An 18,974-nucleotide genomic window follows, 5' to 3' on the forward strand; every position below is an offset into this window, starting at 1 on the left:
AGTGCGTCCGGTCGTCCGCGTGAGGAGCCCGTCATGCCCGTCCGTCTCAACCCCTACCTCGGCTTCCGTGACACCGCCCGGGAGGCGATGGAGTTCTACCGGTCCGTGTTCGGCGGCGAGCTGACCGTGAGCACCTTCGGCGACTTCCAGGCCAGCGAGGACCCGGCCGAGAAGGACAAGGTGATGCACGCGCAGCTCGAGACGCCCGGCGGGCTGGTGCTGATGGCGGCGGACACGCCGAACGCCATGCCGTTCAACCCGGGGGACAACTTCTCCGTCTCGCTCAGCGGCGCGCAGGACTCGGACGCCGAGCTGCGCGGGTACTGGGCGAAGCTGGCCGAGGGCGGCTCGGTGGTCGAGCCGCTTGCCGTGGCGCCGTGGGGCGACGCCTTCGGCATGGTGGCCGACAAGTTCGGCACGCTCTGGCTGGTCAACATCGCCGGCAGCGCGACCTAGTCGCGCGACCTGGCGTCGGCGCGGTGACGGCCGGTGGCCGCCGGCATCACGCTCCTCGGCCCGCCGGCGGTCCGCCGGGCCGGCGCGCGAGCGCCCGCACCCCGCGGGAGCAAGCCGTGGCTGCTGCTGGCGTACCTGGTGCTGGCCGACCGGCCCGTGCCGCGCAGCCGGCTCGCCGGCCTGCTGGTCGACGACGCGGACGACCCCGGCGCCGCGCTGCGCTGGAACCTGTCCCAGCTGCGCCGGGCGCTCGACGGCGTCGCCGACCTGCACGGGGACCCGCTGACGCTCGACGTCCGCCCGGGCACCGTCGTCGACGTGCGCGTGGTCGCGTCCGGGGCGTGGGCCGAGGCTCTGGCGCTGCCCGGGTTCGGCGGCGAGCTGCTCGAGAGCGTCGTCCCACGCGGCAGCGCCGCCCTCGAGCTCTGGCTGGCCGCCGAGCGCGAGCGGGTCGCGGGGTTGACCGCGGCGATCCTGCACGAGGCCGCGCACAGCCGCCTCGCGCGGGGCGAGGTCGCGTCCGCGGTCGACCTGGCGGGGCGGCTGGTGGCCGCCGAGCCGCTGGCCGAGCGCGGGCACGAGCTCTGGGTCCGCGCGCTGGTCGCCGCGGGGGACCGGCCGGCCGCCGAGCGTCGCGTGCTGGAGTGCCGGGCCCTGTTCCGCCGCGAGCTCGGCGTCGAGCCCTCCCCGAGCCTCGCCGCGGCGCTGCGCCCGCGGGTGGTCAGCGCGACCGTGCGCTCGCCCGCCGCGGTGGACGCGGCCGTCGAGACCGGGGACGGTGCGGCGCTGGCCGGAGCGTACGAGCGGTCGATCGACCTGCTGCGCACCGGCGTCGACGGCGCGCGCGGGCTCGGGGACGACGTCCGGCTCGCGTCGGCGCTCGGCTCGCTCGGCCGGGTGCTCGTGCACGGCGTGCGGGGCAGCGACGAGGAGGCCGTCACCGTGCTGCACGAGGCGCTGCTGGCCGCCCGGCGGTCCGGGTCGGCGCACGTCGCGGCGCGCGCCGCCCTGGAGCTGGGGCACGTCGAGGTGCTGCGCGGGCGGTACCCGCGGGCGGCGATGTGGTTCGGCCGGTCCGGCCGCCTGGCAGGCGACGACGCGCGGCTGCGCGCCTGGGTCGGCGTGTTCGCCGGCATCGCCCGGACGGACCAGGCCGACTACCCGGAGGCGGTCGCGGTGCTCGACGAGGCGGTCGCCGACGCGCGTGCGGCCGGCGACGCGCGCGCGGAGGCGTACGCGCTCACCGCGCTCGGCCGGCTGCGCGTGCTGCGGGACGAGCGCGAGGCGGCGCTCGCGGCTCTCGACCGGGCGTGCGCCGTCGCGCAGGACCTGGGCTGGACGTCGTTCCTGCCGTTCCCGCGGTCCCAGCGCGCCGAGGTCCTGCTCCGGGACGGCGACCTGGCCGGGGCCGATGCGGGCCTGGAGGGCGCCTACGCGCTGGCGTGCCAGGTCGGCGACCCGTGCTGGGAGAGCTACGCGCTCCGCGGGCGGGGACTGCTCGCCGCGGCGCGGGGCGACGACGCGGCGGCGCTCGACCTGCTGACCGAGGCGCCCGGGGCGTGCCGCCGGCAGCGCGACGCGCACAGCTGGGTCGAGGCGTACTGCCTGGAGGCGCTGTGCGGGTTCGCCGTGCCGCGCGGGCTGCCGAGCGCGCCCGGCTGGGTCGACGAGCTCGAGGCGTTCGCCGCCCGGCGCGGGATGCGGGAGCTCGTGGCCCGGGCCGCGCTGCACCGGGCCGCGCTGGGGCAGCCGGGGGCCGCGGAGCACGCCGGGGCGCTGGTCACGGGGATCGCGAACCCGGCGCTGGCGGGGGCGGTGGACGCGGTGGGGCACCCGGCTCCGTCGAGATGACAGCGTCCGCCTGCGACGCCGTCGGCCGACACAGGCGTGGAGTGCCCTCTCGACGTGTGGCTCGCTCCTCAGACGCCCGGCGCGCAGCGTCCCCGGCCGAGCTCCGCGAGGCCCGTCAGGTCGCCCGCCTGGAACGTCGGCACGCCGCCCGACGTCGGGTGCATGAGCTGGGTCGGGTCGTCGACGTGGTCGAGGCCGACGACGTGCCCCAGCTCGTGCCGCAGCACGGCGAGGTGCTCGGACCCGGTCCGGCCGGGCGCGGGCTGCAGCAGCTCGGTGTCGAGGTACACGGTGCCGGTCACGAGGTGAGCGTCCCGCGACACCGGAGCCTCGACCGCCTGGACGCTCGCGATCCCGGCGACGCTGCCCGCCAGGTCGGGGCCGTGGTCGCGTCGGCGAACCCGATGAGCACCGGTGCCCAGCGGTCGCCGTACCGTTCCGGCTGGTACGGGGCCCGGTCGAGCCTGGGCGGCTCGGTGACCAGCCCGTCGTCGACGAGCACCAGCCCGGTCGCCGCCGCGAGCTCGTCGAGGGCCGTGCGCACCTGCGCGGGGAAGTCCGGCGGCGCACCCGTGGGGTCGACCACGACGTGCACCGGCCGGCACGGGGACCAGGCGACGGGGACGGTCCGGCCGTCCTCCAGCACCGTGTGCTGGAACGCGTACGACGTGCCGGGCTCGGCGACGGTCACCGGCGGCGCCAGGCGCTCGTCGGCCTCCTCGAACCCGCGCCGCGGGTGGTCCCGCACGGAGGCGGGCAGGAGGTCACCCGGCGACCACGGCAGCACCACGCCGGTCGCGCTGCCGATCCGGTCGAGCCCGAGCACGGCCAGGGCGACGAGCACCGCGAGCCCGGCCAGCACCGCGGGCACGCGGGGACGTCGTCGGGTCACACCTGCTCATCGGCCGGTGCGCCGCGTGACGTGAGGAGTCAGTCCTCCAGCTCGTCCAGCAGCCCGCCGCCGACCCAGTCGTCGATCGCTGCCTCGTCGGCCTCGGTGAGCTCCATGCGTGCGCCGCGGCACAGCCCGACGACGTTGTCCGCCCACGCCTCGGCGACGTCCTCCGCCGTGACCTCCGAGTCGAGCTCCAGCCCGACGTAGAGGACGCCGGAGAGCACGAAGTTGACGGTCGACTTGCCGACCGCGGCGCCGGCCTCCTGGCACCTGTCGCGCACGCGTCGCGCGGTGGCGGAGCGGTCGAAGGGGTGCGCGCGGACGTCGTCGGCGATCGCGGTCAGCAGGACGCGGTAGTTGTCCTTGCTGAGCCCCGGGGTGTCGGTGACGGAGATGACCTGGCGCTGCAGGGCGGTCGGGTCGGTGCCGACGGCGACGGCGCCGGGCAGGTCGGCCTCGCCGAACCGCTTCGGGTCCCACACGTACCCGGGCGACGGCCGGGCGGCGACGCCGAGCTCCGGGACGGCCTGCGTCAGCCAGGACGTGAAGCCGCCGGTGCCGGCCCAGCGGGTCGACGGCAGGGTCGGGTCGGCCTTCTGCGCGGCCGTCGCGACGGCGCCGGTCGGCACGGGTCGGTCGGCGGACCGGACCCGCTGCAGGACGGCGCGCCGGGCGGCGAGCGAGCCGGCGGAGGACAGCGCGGTGGCCTCGGCCCGGCGGCCGCCGCGGGGCGTGTGCTCGGCGCCCGTACCGGCCTGCTCGGCCGCGGCCGGAGCGGCGGCCTCGGGAACGACGACCCCGGCGGCGTCGGGCACGTCGGCGGCGTCGGGACCGTCCGCGCCGTCGGAGCCGGCGCCCCCGGACTCGCCGACGGTCACGAGCTCGGCCAGGTCGTTCGCGGTGATGACGGAGTCCGCGACGGCCCGGTACGCGCTGGCGGCGGGGCTGGCGGTGATGATCGTCACCCGGCGGTCCGCGGCGCGGCAGCGCTGCACCAGCGGCGTGAAGTCGGCGTCGGCGGACACGATGACGAACTCGTCGTACCGGGTCTCCGCGGCGAGCGCGTCCACGGCGTCCAGCACGAGGTTGATGTCCGCGCTGCTCTTGCCCTGCTGGGTGAGCGACGGGCAGTCCACCACCTGGAAGCCGGCGCGCGTGAAGTTGGGCCGGTACCGGGAGAACACCGAGGGGTTGAGGTAGCAGGCGCGCACCAGGAACCGGCGGCTGAACTCGCCGTCGGCGTCGGTGCCCGACTCGAGCTCGGCGAGCCAGTGGCCCGGGTCGGTCGCGAAGGCCTCCGCGGCGTCGGGGTCGAGCCGTCGCAGCCCGATGTAGACGTTGTCGAAGTCGACGAACATGGCCGCGCGCAGGCGGCGGCCGGAGTCGATGCGGTCGGAGAGCAGGTCGGACGTCACGGGCCCATCCTGCCGTGCCCGGCGCCCGCGCACCCCATGGACGCCCCGCGAGCCTCCCGCGCACGTCTCCGTAGACTGTCCCGGTGCCGAGCAGGAGCCGGGTGGTGACCCGTGGACGTCCGTGACCTCCTGGGCTCCGCGGACCTCGGCCTCAGCGTCGTCGCCGCCGAGCCCGACGCCCTCGACCGTCCGGTGACGGCCGCCTACATCACCGACCTGCCGGACCCCTCGCGGTTCCTGTCGACCGGCGACGTGGTGCTCACCTCCGGGCTGTGGCTGGACCGGCCGGAGGGTGCGGCGACGTTCCTCGGGGCGCTGGCGCAGCAGAACGTGGCGGCGCTGATCATCGGGCTGATCGAGATCGGCGTGATCCCCGACGAGGTGATCGCGCTCTGCCGGGCCCGCGGGCTGACGCTGCTGACCGTGTCGCCGGGCGTGTCCTTCCGGCGGATCGCCGACGAGATCGCCGCCGGGCAGCCGGGCTCGGCGGCCGGGCTCGCGACCCGCACCATGCGGTTCAGCCGCCGGATCGCCGACACGGTGTCGCGCGGCGGCGGCGTGGCGGAGCTGCTGACCCAGTTCGGCGCGGAGTTCGCGGTCGGCTGCTGGGTGATCGACGAGTCCGGCATGCTGCTGGCGGCAGTCGGTGCGGCGCCGGACCGGGCCCAGGTGGCCGAGCAGTGGAACGCCGTCATCACCCGCGAGCACGACCGCCGCGTGATCGTGCCGGGGGAGCACGGCCCCGCGACGATCGTGCGCACCGGCGCACGCGACCGGTCCGGGTTCTTCGGCTGCTGGGGCGACCACCGGTCGTTCTCCGACGAGGTGACGCTGGCCATGGACGCCCTCGTCGGCGCCCTGCGGGTGGAGATGGAGCTCGCCGGACGCTGGCGCGAGACCCGCGACGCCCAGGTGGCCGCGCTCATCACGTCGATCCGCGACCAGGAGGCCTCGCCGGGGGCGATCTCCGCCCGGATGCGGCTGGAGGGCCTCCGCCCGCAGGACGAGACGACGATCGTGGCCGCGCACGTGGACGACACCCGGTTCCCGCAGGCGGCGGTGCTCGAGATGCTGCAGCGCACGCTGTCCGCCCGCGGGCACCGCGTCATGGGCTGCCGGTCGGACGACCTGGTGATCCTGCTGGTCAACGGGCCGGGGGACGACGAGCGCCCGCTCGCGGAGCACCTGACCGCGGACTACCACCTGCTCCTGGCCGGGCGGCAGCTGCGCGTCGGGATGAGCGACCCGGTCAGCGGGGTCAGCCGGCTGAACTCGGCGATCGCCACGGCGGTCGAGCGCGCGGCGAACGCGTCCGGGCCCGAGCCGGTCGTGGTGTCGACGGCCCTGCACGTGCAGACGCACCGCGCGCTGCTGCGCATGCTGGGGGAGAGCACCCGGTCGGGCTACGCGCACGAGGTGCTGGCGCCGCTGCTGTCCTACGACGAGCGGCACAACGCCGACCTGGTGGGCACGCTGCGGGCGTTCCTGGACGGCGGCGGCGCGTGGCAGGAGACGGCCCGCCAGCTGCACCTGCACACCAACACGCTGCGTTACCGGATCGCGCGCATCGAGGAGCTCACCAACCGCGACATGAGCACCATGGCGGACCGGGTCGACCTGTTCCTCGCGATGACCTGCCTGGACGAGACCGACTGACCCGCACGCCGTGGGACGCCCGGCGTGCGTCGAGGTAGGACATCCGCGTCGAGGGAGGACCGCGGAACGTCCTACGTCGACGCGACGGTCCTCCCTCGACGACGTGGCCGATGGGGCTTCCGCGCGCGGCGCCGGCGCGGGTCAGGCGAAGCGCATGGTGGGGATGCCGTAGGCGCGGGGGTCGGGGACGCGGAGCAGGGCCGGCGCGAGGACCTCCTCCACGAGCACCTCGACCGTGTAGTGCGCCTCGGCGCCGAGCAGGTGCCCGGCGAACCCGGCGGCCGCGGCGTTCTTCACGCCGACGGCCAGGTGCACGTGCGGGACCGCCGCCTGCGCGGCCTCGTCCCACAGGATCGTGCCGCTGCCGATGCCCTCGGTGTAGGTCACGGTGACCTCCTGGGGCAGGGGCGGCTCCTGGTCGGTGACCGGGACGTCGGCGGCGATGAACCGGGCCGTGCGGAACGCGCCGGAGAACACGGGCACGAAGCCCTGCCGGATGCCGTGGTCGGCGCAGGCGCGCGCCAGGCAGCCCAGCACGTCGTCGCCCGGCTCCAGGACGATCGCGACGCGGCGGCCGGTGGTGACCTCGGTGCTCTGCACGCCTCAGACCGCCGCGGGGTCGAGGGCGAGCGCCGGCACCGCGGCGCCGATGGACTCGGCGTGCGCGCGGACCTCCGCGAGCAGCGCCGCCTTGGCGCCGTCGGGCAGGAACGAGGACACGACGGCGTTGGCCGCCAGGACGCCGAGCTGGTCCTGCGTCACGGTCCCCGCCTCGACCAGGGCGGCCAGGTTGTCGTCCAGGTAGCCGCCGAAGTAGGCCGGGTCGTCCGAGTGCACGGACGCGCGCAGGCCCTCGTCGAGCATGACGGCGATGGGGTGGTCGGCCAGGTCCGGGCCGGCGGTGCCCAGGGCGACGTTGGACAGCGGGCACACCGTCAGCGGCGTGCGGGTCTCGCGCAGGTGCGCGACCAGCTCGACGTCCTCCAGGGCGCGGTTGCCGTGGTCGATCCGCTCGGCGCCCAGGATGTCGAGCGCCTCCCACACGTAGTCCGGGCCGCCCTCCTCGCCGGCGTGCGCCACGCGGCGCAGGCCCTCGGCGGCGGCGCGCTCGTACACGTCGCGGAACAGCGCGGGCGGGAAGCCGACCTCGCTGGAGTCCAGGCCGACGCCCAGCAGCAGCGGCCGGTGGGGGAGCACCGCCTCGAGCGTGGCCATCGCGGCCTCGGGGCCGAGGTGCCGCAGGAAGCAGACGATCAGCCCGCCGGACATCCCGTGGTCGGCGCGGGCGTCGGCCAGCGCCGCCGACAGCCCGAGCAGCACGTCCTCGACCGGGACGCCGCGCTCCGTGTGCGACTGCGGGTCGACGAACACCTCGACGTGCCGGACGCCGGCCGCGGCGGCGCGGGCCAGGTAGCGGGCGCCGAGGTCCTGGAAGTCCTGGCGGGTGCGCAGCACGTCGAGGTTCGCGTAGTAGACGTCGAGGAACTCCTGGAGGTCGCGGTAGGGCGCGCCCCTCCCCGCTCCGGCGGGCACGGCGAGGCCGTTGCGGGCGGCGAGCGTGCGGATGAGCCCGGCGTCGAGCGTGCCCTCGATGTGCACGTGCAGTTCAGCCGTCGGCCACACGGTCTCGCTCCTGGTCCTGTCGCGGTCGTCGCAGGCCTCGCCCACGCTCGTCGCCGAGCCAACCACAGCGCACGGGCCCGCGGCCTCGTGCGATCCACCAACGACGCAGGTCCGGAGCCGTTCGCGGCGCTGGGCGATCGACCGGAGCGGGCCCACGGGGGCGCCGCCGTGTGTCCGGCGTGTGTCCCGGCGGTGCGGTCGCACAAGGGTCCGCACCGCTGGGGGCGGTCGAGTTCGGAGGATCCCACATGGCGACGACGTCGGCCCGGGCTGTCTGATGGAGCACGTCGCCGGAACGCCTCGGCGGCTCCCTCCCCTGGCACCGCGGCCACCCGATGCCCGGGTGGCCGCACGACGTGATCGAGGTTGACGTGACCCGCACCATCACGACCGCGCGCTCCCCGCGCCGCCTGGTCGGCCTGACCGCCGCCGTGGCCGCCGCCGGCCTGCTGCTGTCCGCCTGCTCGGGCTCGGACGACACCGCCGGCTCCGGCGACGGCGCGAGCGCGGGCGCGGAGTCGTTCGACGAGATCAGCGTCCAGCTCTCCTGGCTGAAGAACCAGCAGTTCGCCGGTGAGTACCTCGCGGTCGAGGACGGGCTGTACACCGACGCCGGCTTCCCGGGCGTGACGCTCACGGCGGGCGGCTCGTCGGCCACGAGCGCGGAGGCGGCCGTGGCCACCGGCCAGGCGTTCGCCGGCCTGTCCTCGCCGCTGATCACGGCGCCCGCGATCCAGGGGGGCGCGGAGCTGAAGATCGTCGGCGCGACGTACCAGCTCAACCCGTTCGCGCTGGTGTCGGCCGCGTCCGCGCCGATCGAGGGCGCCGACGACCTGACCGGGAAGACGATCGCGGTCTCCGACTCCAACACGCTGGTGTGGAACGCGTTCCTCGCCGCGAACGAGATCGACCCGGCCGACGTGACCACGGTGCCGCTGTCCGACACCTCGATGCTGACCACCGGCCAGGTGGACGGCTTCATCGGCTACACCACGACGGGTGCGGCCGCGCTGTCCGCCGCCGGCTTCGAGGCGGCCGAGTTCCTGCTGGCCGACGAGGGCCTGCCGATGGTCGGCGAGGTCGTCGTGACGTCGCAGCAGGCGATCGACGAGCAGCCGGAGCAGGTCAAGGCGTTCCTGCTGGCGACCGCCGAGGGCTGGCGCGCCGCGCTCGACGACCCGGAGCGCGCCGTCGACCTCACCGTCAACGAGTACGGCAAGGACCAGCAGTACGACGCCGACGCGATCGCGCTGTCGTTCGACCGCCAGGCGACGCTCGTCGAGACGGACGAGACGGCCACCAACGGCCTGCTGACCGTCAGCGAGGAGCTCCAGGAGGGCACCGTCGCCTCGCTCGGCTTCGCGGGCATCGACATCGCCGCCGAGGACCTGTTCGACCTGACGCTGCTCGACGAGGTCTACTCCGAGAACCCGGACCTGCTCTCGTGACGTCCTCCCCCCAGTCCACGCCCGTCCCCGCGCTGCCGGCCCCCTCGGCCGCGGGGGCGGGCGTGCCCACGTCGGCACCGTCGGCACCCGCCGCGGCCGGCCCGGGCATCCAGATCACCGGGCTGCACAAGGAGTTCCGCTCCGGCCGCCGCACCGTGACCGCGCTCGAGGACGTGAGCCTGTCCACGCCGAAGGGCTCGTTCCTGTCGCTGCTCGGCCCGTCCGGCTGCGGCAAGTCGACCATCCTGCGCATCCTCGCCGGCCTGGAGACCCCGTCCGCCGGCACGGTCGCGGTCAACGGCACCCCGGTCGCGCCCGGCCGGCGCGCCGACGGCATGGGCATCGCGTTCCAGGACCCCGCGCTGCTGCCGTGGCGCTCGGTGCAGAAGAACATCCGGCTGCCGCTGGAGATCCAGAAGCGCAAGGACGACGGCATCGTCGCCGAGCTGATCGACCTGGTCGGCCTGACCGGGTTCGAGAAGAGCCGGCCGGCCCACCTGTCCGGCGGCATGCGCCAGCGCGCGTCCATCGCCCGCGCGCTCGCCGTGCGGCCGGACTTCCTGCTGCTGGACGAGCCGTTCGGCGCGCTGGACGACATGACCCGGCAGCGGCTGAACTTCGAGCTGCAGCGGATCTGGACCGAGCGGTCCGCCACGACGCTGATGGTCACGCACGGCATCGCCGAGGCGGCCCTGCTCTCCGACTACGTCGCCGTGATGTCGGCGCGGCCGGGCCGGATCGTCGAGATCGTCGAGATCCCGTTCGAGCGTCCCCGCACGCCCGAGATGATGCGGACGCCGGAGTTCCACGAGGTCGTCGACCACCTCTCCGGGCTCCTGTTCTCGCGCGAGGGCACGGGGAAGGCCGCGGAGTGAGCGAGGTGCTCGCGCGGTTCCGCGGCGCGCTGACCCGTCCCTGGGTCGGCGGCACCGTCGGCATCGTGCTGCTGATCGCCCTGTGGTGGGCGATGACCGCGAACCTGGAGAACAGCACCTCGTTCCCGTCGCCGCTGGACGTCGCGCGGTCGGCGGTCCAGGACGGCTGGTCGTACTACGGCGCCAACGTCACCCCGACGCTGACCCGTGCCGCGCAGGGCTACCTGTGGGGCAACCTGGCCGGGCTGGCGCTCGCGGCGGTCGTGCTGGTGGTCCCGCGGCTGGAGGACGTGATCACCCAGCTCGGCGTGATCAGCTCCTGCCTGCCCGTCGTCGCGATCGGACCCATCGTCATGGTGATCTTCGGCGGGCGGGCCGCGGCGATCTTCCTCGGCGCCCTGCTCGTGTTCTTCACCACGCTCGTCGGCGCGATCCTCGGGATGCGCTCGGCCGGCCGCAGCTCGCTGGACCTGGTGGCCGCGTACGGCGGCAACCGGTGGACCCGGATCCGCAAGGTCCAGCTGATGTCGGCGCTGCCGGCGATCGTCACCGCCCTGCAGGTGGCGGTCCCGGCAGCGCTGCTCGGCGCCGTCGTCGGGGAGTACCTCGGCGGGATCGACTCCGGGATCGGCGTGGCGCTCAATGCCGCGCAGCGGCAGATCCAGCCCGACCGCGTGTGGGGCATGAGCATCCTGGCCGGTCTGCTGTCCCTGGCCGGCTACGGCCTGGTCGGGCTCGTCGGCCGGGTCCTCACCCCCTGGGCGAAGGAGCGACGCGCATGACCACCACCCCACGAAGCCGCTCGCTGCGCTCCCGACTCCGCGGGGGCCCCGAGTGACCGGCTCGACCGGGGCGTTCGTCGCCCGCCGGGTCGGCACCCTCGCGCTGGCCGTGCTCGCGGCGCTCGCCCTCTGGGTCGCCGTGCTCGAGGTGTTCGACGTCAGCCCGCTGATCGGCAAGCGCCCGTGGGACGTCGTCGACTACGTGTTCCTCGCCGACGGGGCGGCCGAGCACCGGGCCACCATCGGCGCGGACCTGCTGGTCACCGTGCGGGACGCCGGCATCGGCTACCTGGTCGGCCTGGCCGCGGCGTTCCTGCTGGCCGTGGTGTTCGCGGTGTCGCCCGTGCTGGAGCGGATCGTGATGCCGACCGCGATGGTGCTGCGGTCCATCCCGCTGGTCGTGCTGACGCCGCTGATCACGCTGATCTTCGGCATCGGGCAGACCGGCGTGACGGCCATCGTCATCATCGTGGTGTTCCTGCCGGCGCTGGCGAACATCCTGTACGGCCTGCGCAGCGTCTCCGGGGAGCACCGCGACCTGGTGCTGGCGTACGGCGGCTCGTCGTGGACCGTGCTGCGCAAGGTGGCCCTGCCCGCGGCGGTGCCGTCCACGCTCGCCTCGGCCCGGATCGCCGTCCCGTCGGCCGTCACCGGCGCGATGATCGCCGAGTGGCTGTCCACGGGGCAGGGCCTGGGTGGTGCGATCTCGCGCGCGGCCGGGTCGTTCGGCTACGACGCGATGTGGGCGTCGGCCATCACGGTCGCCGCCATGACCATGGCCGTCTACGCCGTCGTCAGCGTGCTGGACACCCTGGTGCAGGAGCGCGTCGGGCAGCTGTCGTGAGCGCGCCCGAGGTGACGCTGGTCGTCCGCGGCGGGACGGTGCTCGACGGCACCGGGGCGCCCGGGGTGCGGGCGGACGTCGCGGTCGCCGGCGACCGCGTCCTGGCCGTCGGCCCGGGACTGCCCGTGCCGGCGGGCGCGCGGGTGGTCGACGCGACCGGGCTGGTCGTGGCACCGGGGTTCATCGACGCGCACACCCACTCCGACGTGGTGCCGTTCATGGCCGACGCGCAGCCGTTCAAGGTGCTGCAGGGGGTGACCACCGAGGTGGTCGGCAACTGCGGCAACTCCGCGGCGCCGCTCCTCGACGACCGCGCGGTCGACCTGCACCGGCCGATCTCCAGCACCGTGGCCGCCGGGGTGTCGTCCTGGCCCCGGACGTTCGGGGAGTACCTGGACGCCGTCGAGGAGCACGGGCCGACCACGCACGTCGCCTCGCTGGTCGGGCACAGCACGCTGCGGATCAGCGCCAACGGCATGGCGCAGGACCTGGCCCCGGGTGCGCTGGAGCAGATGGTGGCGCTGGCCGACGCCGCGTTCGCCGAGGGTGCGTTCGGCCTGTCGACCGGCCTGATCTACGCGCCGGGCGTGTACGCGGACGCGGACGAGGTCGCGGCGCTCGCCGCCGTCGCCGCGCGCTGGGGCCGGCCGTACGCGACGCACATGCGCGACGAGGGCGACGGCCTGGCCACCTCGCTCGCGGAGACGTTCGACGTCGCGCGCCGCACCGGCGTCCGGCTGCAGGTGTCGCACTGCAAGGCCGCGGGCCGCCGGAACCACGGCCGCGCCGGCGAGCTGCTGGCCGCCCTGCACGCCGCGCGCGCCGAGGGCCTGGACGTGCACGGCGACGCCTACCCGTACACGACGGGGGAGTCGTTCCTCACGGCGCTGCTGCCGGCCGAGGCGCAGGCCGGCGGGCGCGCCGAGCTGGCGCGCCGGCTGGCCGACCCCGGCACGCGGGCGGCCCTGGCGGCGCGCGCGCTCGCCGGCGGCCCGGGTGCCGGTGCCTGGACCCAGACGACTCCGGACGGCGTGCTGCTGAGCATGCACACCGACACCGCGCTGCTCGGCCGCAGCGTCGCGGAGGTCGCCGCCGAGCGCGGGCTCGACGCCTGGGACGCGCTGTGCGACCTGGTGCTCGCGGACCCCGGCGCGATGATGGTCTACGAGCTGATGGCCGAGGCCGACGTCCGGGCGGTCCTGGCGGACCCGCTGATCGCGATCGGCTCGGACAACTCCGTCCCGGTCGGCAACGCGCACCAGCGCGGCTGGGGCTGCTTCCCGACCGTGCTCGGCCGGTACGTCCGCGAGCGCGGCGTCCTCGACCTCCCGGAGGCGGTCCGCAAGATGACCTCGCTGCCCGCCGACGTGCTCGGCCTGCCCGGGCGGGGCAGGCTCGTGCCGGGCGCCGTCGCGGACCTCGTCGTGCTCGACCCCGCCGCCGTCGGGCACCCGGGCACGCCGCAGCGCCCGTGGGAGCGGCCGACCGGCATCCGGTGCACCGTCCTCGCCGGGACGGTGGTCGTCGAGGACGGCGAGTTCACCGGGGTGCGCGCCGGGCGCGTGCTGCGTTCCGGCCGGCCGGAGCCCGTGCGTCCGGGAGCCGCGGCGTGACCGGGCGGCACGCCGGAGGCGCCGGCGCCGGCGCCCCGGAGGTGCTCGACACCGCGGACCTCGAGCTGCCCGTCATGCTGCTGCACGACGAGGTGGTGGACCACAACGTGCGGGTGATGGCCGAGTGGTGCCGGAACGCCGGCGTCCAGCTCGCCCCGCACGCCAAGACGCACATGTCCCGGGACCTGGTCCGGCGGCAGGCCGCGGCCGGCGCGTGGGGCTTCACCGCCGCCACCACCGCGCAGGTGCGCACCCTGGCCGGCTGGGGGGTGCCGCGGGTGCTGCACGCCAACGTGCTGGTGGACCGAGCCGCGATCGCCTGGGTGGCGACGACGCTGCTGCGGGCCGGCGCGGCGACCGAGTACCTCTGCTACGTCGACAGCGAGGCGGGCCTGGACCTGCTGCTCGACGAGCTGGCCCGGCACGCGACGGCGCGGCCGCTGCCGCTGCTGCTCGAGCTCGGGTTCCCCGGCGGCCGCACCGGCGTCCGGGACGACGTCGCGGCGCTGGCGCTGGCCCGGCGGGTCGCGTCGAGCCCGTACGTGCGGCTCGCGGGCGTCGCGACCTTCGAGGGGCTGATGCCCGCCTCGGCCGACGTCGGCGTGCCGCGGGGCGCGGTCGACCTCCTGGCCCGCGTCCGCGCCCTGGTCACCGCGGTGACGGACGAGGACCTGGTGGCCGGCGTCCCGGTGGTCACCGCGGGCGGCTCGTCGTACTTCGACCTCGTCGTCCGCGAGCTCGGGCCCGCCCTGTGGGACCGGCCGGTCACGACGGTGCTGCGCTCGGGCTGCTACGTCACGCACGACCACGGGGTGTACCGCCGCACCTCGCCGCTCGGTGCCGACCGGGGCGACGCCTCGCTGCGCCCCGCGTTCGAGCTCCGCGCCTCGGTGCTGTCCGCCCCCGAGGACGGCCGGGTCGTGGTCGGGTTCGGGCGCCGCGAGGTGCCCACGGACGACCGGCTGCCGGTCGTGCTCGGCGCCGTCGCGTCCGACCTCGACGTGTCCGCGTGGGAGGTCACCGGCGTCAACGACCACCACGCGTTCGTCCGGGTCCCGGCCGGCGTCGCGGCGTCGGTCGCGCCGGGCACCGTGCTGCGGTTCGGCATCAGCCACCCCTGCGGCGCGTTCGACCGCTGGCGGCACCTGCCGCTCGTGGACGCCGACGACCGCGTGGTCGGCGAGATCACGCCGCAGCTGTAGCCGTCCCACCCGCTCCACCCGCTCCGCCCGCTCCACGACCGAAGGACCGCGCATGACCAGCACCGCAGCCCCCGAGCAGCTCCTCGACGGCATCCCGCTCTGGGACGGCGAGCGGGAGGTCGGGCCCGCCCGGCTGACCTGGTCCGGCGACCGCATCCTGGCCGTCGAGGAGGCGCCCGCCCGGCACGCCGGCCTGAGCGTGGTGCCCGGGCTGGTCGACACGCACGTGCACCTCGGGTACCCGGCCGGCGCGCGCGCCGCCGACCCGTCCGCGTGGCCGATCCTCACCCCGCCGGAGGAGCGGTCGCTGCACCTGGCCGCGAACGCCCTGCGCTGCGCCCGGGCCGGCGTGACCACGCTGCGCGACCTGGCCGCCGACTCGGTGCAGCTGGCCGTCGGCCGCGCCTTCGACGCCGGCGTGCTGACCGGCCCGCGGCTGCTGTCGCACGGGCAGGTGGGGATGACCGCCGGCCACGGCGACCTGTTCGTCCCGCCGCACTACCCGCACCGGCCGCCCACCGCCGACAGCCCCGACGAGTGCCGCAAGCTCGTGCGGGTGTGGGCGCGGTCCGGCGCGGCGGGCGTGAAGATCTACACCTCCGGCGGCGTGCTCTCCATGGGCGACAAGGTCGGCTGGCGGAACCAGACCCGCGAGGAGATCCGGACCACCGTCGACGAGGCGCACGCGCTCGGGATGCTGGTCGCCGCGCACACGCACACCGCCGACGGCCTGGACATCGCGCTGGAGGAGGGCGTCGACTCGATCGAGCACGGCACCGCGATCCTCGAGCGGCACCTGGCGACGCTCGTCGAGCGGGATCTGCCCGTGGCACCGACGCTGCTGATCAACGACATCATCGCCGAGGGCCGCCGTCCCGTGTCCGCCGAGGCGCAGGCGAAGGCCCGGGACGTCGTGGCCCTGCGGGACGCCGGCTTCGCTCGGGCCGCCGAGGCCGGGGTGCGCTTCGTGCTCGGCACCGACGCGTCGGGCCAGTTCGTCGGCTTCGGGGACCAGATGGAGGAGGTCCGCGCGATGGCGGCGATGTTCGGCTGGTCCGCCGAGCGCGCGCTCGTGGCCGCCACGTCCGACGCCGCGGACGCGATCCGGATGGGCTCCGTCACGGGGCGGCTCCGGGCCGGGCTCGGCAGCGACTTCGTGGTGCTGCGCGGGCGGCCGTGGGAGGACACCGGCGCGCTGAGGGTGGAGAACATCGTGGCCGTCGTGTCGCGCGGGGTGGTCGTCCAGGGCACGCTGCCGGGGTGAACTCCCTGCTGAGGCGCCCGCGCGCCGTGCTCGCCGTGCCCGTGCTGCTGGTCGTCCTGGCCGGCTGCACCCCGGACCCGGGGCCCAAGCCGGCGCGCCCCGCGGCGGCGGCACGCACCCCGTCCGCGACGCCCACGCCCACGCCCACGCCCACCGAGGAGCCGCTCCCGGAGCAGCGCCTCGACGCGGGCACGGTGTCTGCCGGCGCCCCGGCCGCGGTGTCGGGCACGGGTGCCGCGGTCGTCTCGGTGGTGCGGGACGGCGAGTTCGGCGTGGTCGCGCACCTGAACTGCTCGGCCTGCACGGGCCACGTCGTGATCTCCGCCGAGGGGCGCGGGTCCGCGTGGGGCGAGGGCCCGGCGCCGCTCACCGGGTCGTACCTCGTGGACGTCTTCAAGGACTCGGCTCCGCAGCAGGAGGTCGTCGTGCGCGCCGAGGGCGCGTGGACGCTCGAGCTGCAGAGCTGGAACGACCTGCCCGTGGCCACGGGCGTCCAGCAGGGCACCGGCGCCACGGTGCTGCTGCTCGGCGACGACGCGAGCGCGGTGCAGCTCGACTACGCGCCCGCCGACGCGGACGACTCGATGCTCGCGCGGGTGCTCTCGGCCGTGGACCTGACGGAGCAGGGCAACCCCGACATGCTCGCGCTGGGCGACGACGTCGCGTTCAGCGAACGGGTCGAGGTCCGGATGCCGGGGGTCGTCGTGCTCGGCACCCGGGGGACGTGGACCGTCACGCCGCTGCCGTGACCGCCGGCTGCCGGGACCCCGGGGGTAGCGCGCCGCACGCGGGCGGGGGCAGGCTCGGGAGCGACGACGCGACCTCGGGAGGACCCGTGCAGGACAGCTACGACTACGTGATCGTCGGGGCCGGCATGGCGGGGGACTCCGCCGCGCGCGGTATCCGGGAGGTCGACCCGGCGGGCAGCATCCTGGTGATCGGCCGGGAACCGACCGCGCCGGTCACCCGACCCGCGCTGACCAAGAAGCTGTGGACCGACCGCGGGTTCACGTTCGACCAGGTGTGGCTGGCGACCGCCGAGGACACCCGTGCGGAGCTGCTGCTGGGGGAGTCCGTGGTCGGGCTGGACCTCGAGGCCCGCACGGTCACCACCGACGCCGGCTTCACCGTCGGCTACGGCGCGCTGCTGCTCGCGACCAGCGGGCACCCGCGGCCGCTCCCCGGCGTCGAGGCGTCGGGCCGGGTCATCTACTTCCGCACCGTGCGCGACTACGAGCGGCTGCGCGACCTCGCGGGTGCCGGGCGGCACGTGGTGGTGGTCGGTGGCGGGTACATCGGCACCGAGCTCGCGGCGTCGCTGGTGCAGAACGACACCCGGGTCACGCTGGTGTTCCCCCAGGACACGCTGACCGGCGCCTCCTTCCCCGCCGCGCTCGCGGCGCACGTCCAGCAGCGGTACGCGGACGCCGGCGTGACCCTGCTCGGCGGTGCCCGCGTCGTGGCCACCGAGTCCGGTGCGGACGGCGTCACCGTGACGCTCGAGGACGGTCGCGAGATCGCCGCGGACGGCGTCGTGGTCGGGTCGGGCATCGTCGTGGAGACCGAGCTGGCGCGGGCGGCGGGTCTGGAGGTGGACGACGGCGTGGTCGTGGACGCGCGGCTGCGCACGTCGGACCCGCACGTGTGGGCGGCGGGCGACGTCGCGCGCTACCCGGACCGGCTGCTCGGCCGCACCCGGGTCGAGCACGTCGACCACGCCACGACCTCGGGCACCCAGGCGGGCCGGAACCTCGCCGGCGCGGCGGAGGAGTACGCGCACACGCCGTTCTTCTACTCCGACCTGTTCGAGTACGGCTACGAGGCCGTCGGCCGGCTGGACGCGTCGCTGAACACCGTCGAGGACTGGCACGACGACGGCTTCGGGGCCGGGGTCGTCTACTACCTGGACGGCGACGCGGTGGTCGGCGTGCTGCTGTGGAACGTGTGGGACGCGACCGACCGGGCGCGCGAGGTGATCGCCACGCAGCGGGACGTGGCGCCCGAGGCGCTGCGGGGCCTGATCGGCTGAGCCGTCGCGGGTCCCTCCGGCGGGCGATCAGCCGAGTGCGCCCGGGCGTGGCATCGTGGGAGCACGAGGTGCCCGACCCCCTGGAGGTGCCCCCATGTCGTTGTCGCTCGTCACCGCGGTGCGGTCCGTCGCGGGCGCCCACCGGGCGAGCAACCAGGACGCGGCCGCCGGCGCGGCCGGGTTCGCGTTCGTCGCGGACGGCGTCGGCGGTCACGCGGGGGGCGACGTCGCGTCGGGCACCGTCGCGCACCGCCTCGTGACGGCGCTCGCGGGGGCCCGGACGCCGGAGCTGACCGGGGCGGACCTGCGGGCCGCCGTCGCCGACGCGAACGCGGGACTGGCGCAGCGGATGCGCCGCGAGCCCGCGCTGGAGGGGATGGCGACCACGTTCACCGGCGTGTTCTGCGCGGGGGAGGCGGCGCGCGTGGTGCACATCGGCGACTCGCGCGCCTACCTGTGGCGGGACGGCGAGGCGCACCGGGTCACCCGCGACGACTCGCTGGTGCAGCTGCTGGTCGAGGCCGGGGTGGTCGACCCCGCCGACGCCCCGCAGCACCCCCGGCGGAACGTGATCCTGCACTGCCTCGCGGGCGACGCGGGGGACCCGGCGCACGTCACGGTGCTGACCGTCGACACCCGGCCCGGTGACCGGTGGCTGATGGCCACCGACGGGCTGACCGACTACGTGGGCGAGGACCGCGTCCTCGCCCTGCTGGGCGGCCCGGGCGGTCCGGAGGTCGTCGCCGACGCCCTGGTCGAGGCCGCGCTGGAGGCGGACGCCTGGGACAACGTCAGCGTGGTGGTGGCCGACGTGGTCCGTGCCCGGGGCACGCGCGCGGGGGAGGGGGCCCGCCTGGCCGGGGCCGCGGTCGACGCGGCGGACGAGGTGCTCGACCCGACCGCCTGACCGGCGCGCGGGCCGGCGCGCCCGACCTCGGCACCGGACCTCTGCGCCGGGCCGTCTGCCTGCCGCAGATCTGCCGCGGGCAGAGCGGCCCCCGCGCGGACCGCGCGCAGTGCG

18 protein-coding genes are annotated in these 18,974 nt (G+C 75.9%); 13 read left to right on the forward strand and 5 right to left on the reverse strand.

Going from position 1 to position 18,974, the window contains the following annotated elements; translation table 11 throughout:
• The first annotated feature begins 33 nt into the window (after positions 1-33).
• Positions 34-456, forward strand: coding sequence for a VOC family protein (locus AC1050_RS14590; RefSeq protein WP_482388127.1), 423 nt, complete (start codon positions 34-36; stop codon positions 454-456).
• Positions 457-489: 33 nt separating this feature from the next.
• On the forward strand, positions 490-2,307 hold the full coding sequence (locus AC1050_RS14595) for an AfsR/SARP family transcriptional regulator (RefSeq protein WP_482388128.1): 1,818 nt from the start codon (positions 490-492) through the stop codon (positions 2,305-2,307).
• A gap of 68 nt (positions 2,308-2,375) precedes the next feature.
• Here AC1050_RS14595 and AC1050_RS14600 read toward each other — a convergent pair whose 3' ends face one another.
• From AC1050_RS14600 to AC1050_RS14610, 3 genes are read right to left on the reverse strand one after another with little or no spacing between them, the layout of a single operon-like run.
• Positions 2,376-2,609: a matrixin family metalloprotease gene (locus AC1050_RS14600; RefSeq protein WP_482388129.1), complete on the reverse strand. Its 234-nt coding sequence runs from the start codon at positions 2,607-2,609 to the stop codon at positions 2,376-2,378.
• Positions 2,606-3,199 carry a hypothetical protein gene (locus AC1050_RS14605; RefSeq protein WP_482388130.1) on the reverse strand — a complete coding sequence of 198 codons (594 nt, stop codon included), beginning with the start codon at positions 3,197-3,199 and terminating at the stop codon, positions 2,606-2,608. The genes AC1050_RS14600 and AC1050_RS14605 overlap by 4 nt, the downstream gene beginning before the upstream one ends.
• A 38-nt stretch (positions 3,200-3,237) precedes the next feature.
• Positions 3,238-4,617, reverse strand: a complete 1,380-nt coding sequence (locus AC1050_RS14610) for an NYN domain-containing protein (RefSeq protein WP_482388131.1) — start codon at positions 4,615-4,617, stop codon at positions 3,238-3,240.
• 111 nt (positions 4,618-4,728) lie between these two features.
• Between AC1050_RS14610 and AC1050_RS14615 the strand changes: the two genes are divergently transcribed.
• The gene (locus AC1050_RS14615; protein WP_482388132.1) at positions 4,729-6,273 is read left to right on the forward strand and encodes a PucR family transcriptional regulator; all 1,545 of its coding nucleotides are present in this window, start codon (positions 4,729-4,731) and stop codon (positions 6,271-6,273) included.
• 141 nt (positions 6,274-6,414) lie between these two features.
• On the opposite strand, the gene AC1050_RS14620 is transcribed toward AC1050_RS14615, so the two are convergent.
• Positions 6,415-6,873: a PPC domain-containing DNA-binding protein gene (locus tag AC1050_RS14620; protein ID WP_482388133.1), complete on the reverse strand. Its 459-nt coding sequence runs from the start codon at positions 6,871-6,873 to the stop codon at positions 6,415-6,417.
• A 3-nt stretch (positions 6,874-6,876) separates the two neighbouring features.
• On the reverse strand, positions 6,877-7,896 hold the full coding sequence (add, locus tag AC1050_RS14625; RefSeq protein WP_482388134.1) for an adenosine deaminase: 1,020 nt from the start codon (positions 7,894-7,896) through the stop codon (positions 6,877-6,879).
• Between the two features lie 371 nt (positions 7,897-8,267).
• On the opposite strand from add, the gene AC1050_RS14630 reads away from it, so the two are divergent.
• The 10 genes from AC1050_RS14630 to AC1050_RS14675 all read left to right on the forward strand — a co-directional run bounded on the left by AC1050_RS14630 (position 8,268) and on the right by AC1050_RS14675 (position 18,860).
• Positions 8,268-9,344 (forward strand): ABC transporter substrate-binding protein, encoded by a 1,077-nt coding sequence (locus tag AC1050_RS14630; protein ID WP_482388135.1) that lies wholly within the window; start codon positions 8,268-8,270, stop codon positions 9,342-9,344.
• Entirely contained in the window at positions 9,341-10,219 is an 879-nt protein-coding gene (locus AC1050_RS14635; protein ID WP_482388136.1) for an ABC transporter ATP-binding protein, read from the forward strand. Before AC1050_RS14630 ends, AC1050_RS14635 begins: the two co-directional genes overlap by 4 nt.
• Positions 10,216-11,001 carry an ABC transporter permease gene (locus AC1050_RS14640; RefSeq protein ID WP_482388137.1) on the forward strand — a complete coding sequence of 262 codons (786 nt, stop codon included), beginning with the start codon at positions 10,216-10,218 and terminating at the stop codon, positions 10,999-11,001. The genes AC1050_RS14635 and AC1050_RS14640 overlap by 4 nt, the downstream gene beginning before the upstream one ends.
• A gap of 52 nt (positions 11,002-11,053) precedes the next feature.
• Complete coding sequence (locus AC1050_RS14645; RefSeq protein WP_482388138.1) at positions 11,054-11,845, forward strand: ABC transporter permease; 792 nt, start codon at positions 11,054-11,056, stop codon at positions 11,843-11,845.
• Positions 11,842-13,458: an N-acyl-D-amino-acid deacylase family protein gene (locus tag AC1050_RS14650; RefSeq protein WP_482388139.1), complete on the forward strand. Its 1,617-nt coding sequence runs from the start codon at positions 11,842-11,844 to the stop codon at positions 13,456-13,458. Before AC1050_RS14645 ends, AC1050_RS14650 begins: the two co-directional genes overlap by 4 nt.
• The gene (locus tag AC1050_RS14655) at positions 13,455-14,660 is read left to right on the forward strand and encodes a type III PLP-dependent enzyme domain-containing protein (RefSeq protein ID WP_482388140.1); all 1,206 of its coding nucleotides are present in this window, start codon (positions 13,455-13,457) and stop codon (positions 14,658-14,660) included. The genes AC1050_RS14650 and AC1050_RS14655 overlap by 4 nt, the downstream gene beginning before the upstream one ends.
• Positions 14,661-14,712: 52 nt before the next feature.
• Positions 14,713-15,924, forward strand: coding sequence for an amidohydrolase family protein (locus tag AC1050_RS14660; RefSeq protein WP_482388141.1), 1,212 nt, complete (start codon positions 14,713-14,715; stop codon positions 15,922-15,924).
• Positions 15,921-16,673, forward strand: a complete 753-nt coding sequence (locus tag AC1050_RS14665; RefSeq protein WP_482388142.1) for a hypothetical protein — start codon at positions 15,921-15,923, stop codon at positions 16,671-16,673. Before AC1050_RS14660 ends, AC1050_RS14665 begins: the two co-directional genes overlap by 4 nt.
• Before the next feature lie 86 nt (positions 16,674-16,759).
• Complete coding sequence (locus tag AC1050_RS14670) at positions 16,760-17,953, forward strand: NAD(P)/FAD-dependent oxidoreductase (RefSeq protein ID WP_482388143.1); 1,194 nt, start codon at positions 16,760-16,762, stop codon at positions 17,951-17,953.
• Positions 17,954-18,047: 94 nt separating this feature from the next.
• Positions 18,048-18,860, forward strand: a complete 813-nt coding sequence (locus tag AC1050_RS14675) for a PP2C family protein-serine/threonine phosphatase (protein ID WP_482388144.1) — start codon at positions 18,048-18,050, stop codon at positions 18,858-18,860.
• The last annotated feature ends 114 nt before the right edge of the window (positions 18,861-18,974 follow it).

This window comes from Cellulomonas sp. NEAU-ZC6 (assembly GCF_056844425.1).

Coding starts and splice junctions, on each gene's coding strand:
- AC1050_RS14590 (WP_482388127.1), top strand. CDS start 34: ATGCCCGTCCGTCTCAACCCCTACCTCGGCTTCCGTGACACCGCCCGG.
- AC1050_RS14660 (WP_482388141.1), top strand. CDS start 14,713: ATGACCAGCACCGCAGCCCCCGAGCAGCTCCTCGACGGCATCCCGCTC.
- AC1050_RS14675 (WP_482388144.1), top strand. CDS start 18,048: ATGTCGTTGTCGCTCGTCACCGCGGTGCGGTCCGTCGCGGGCGCCCAC.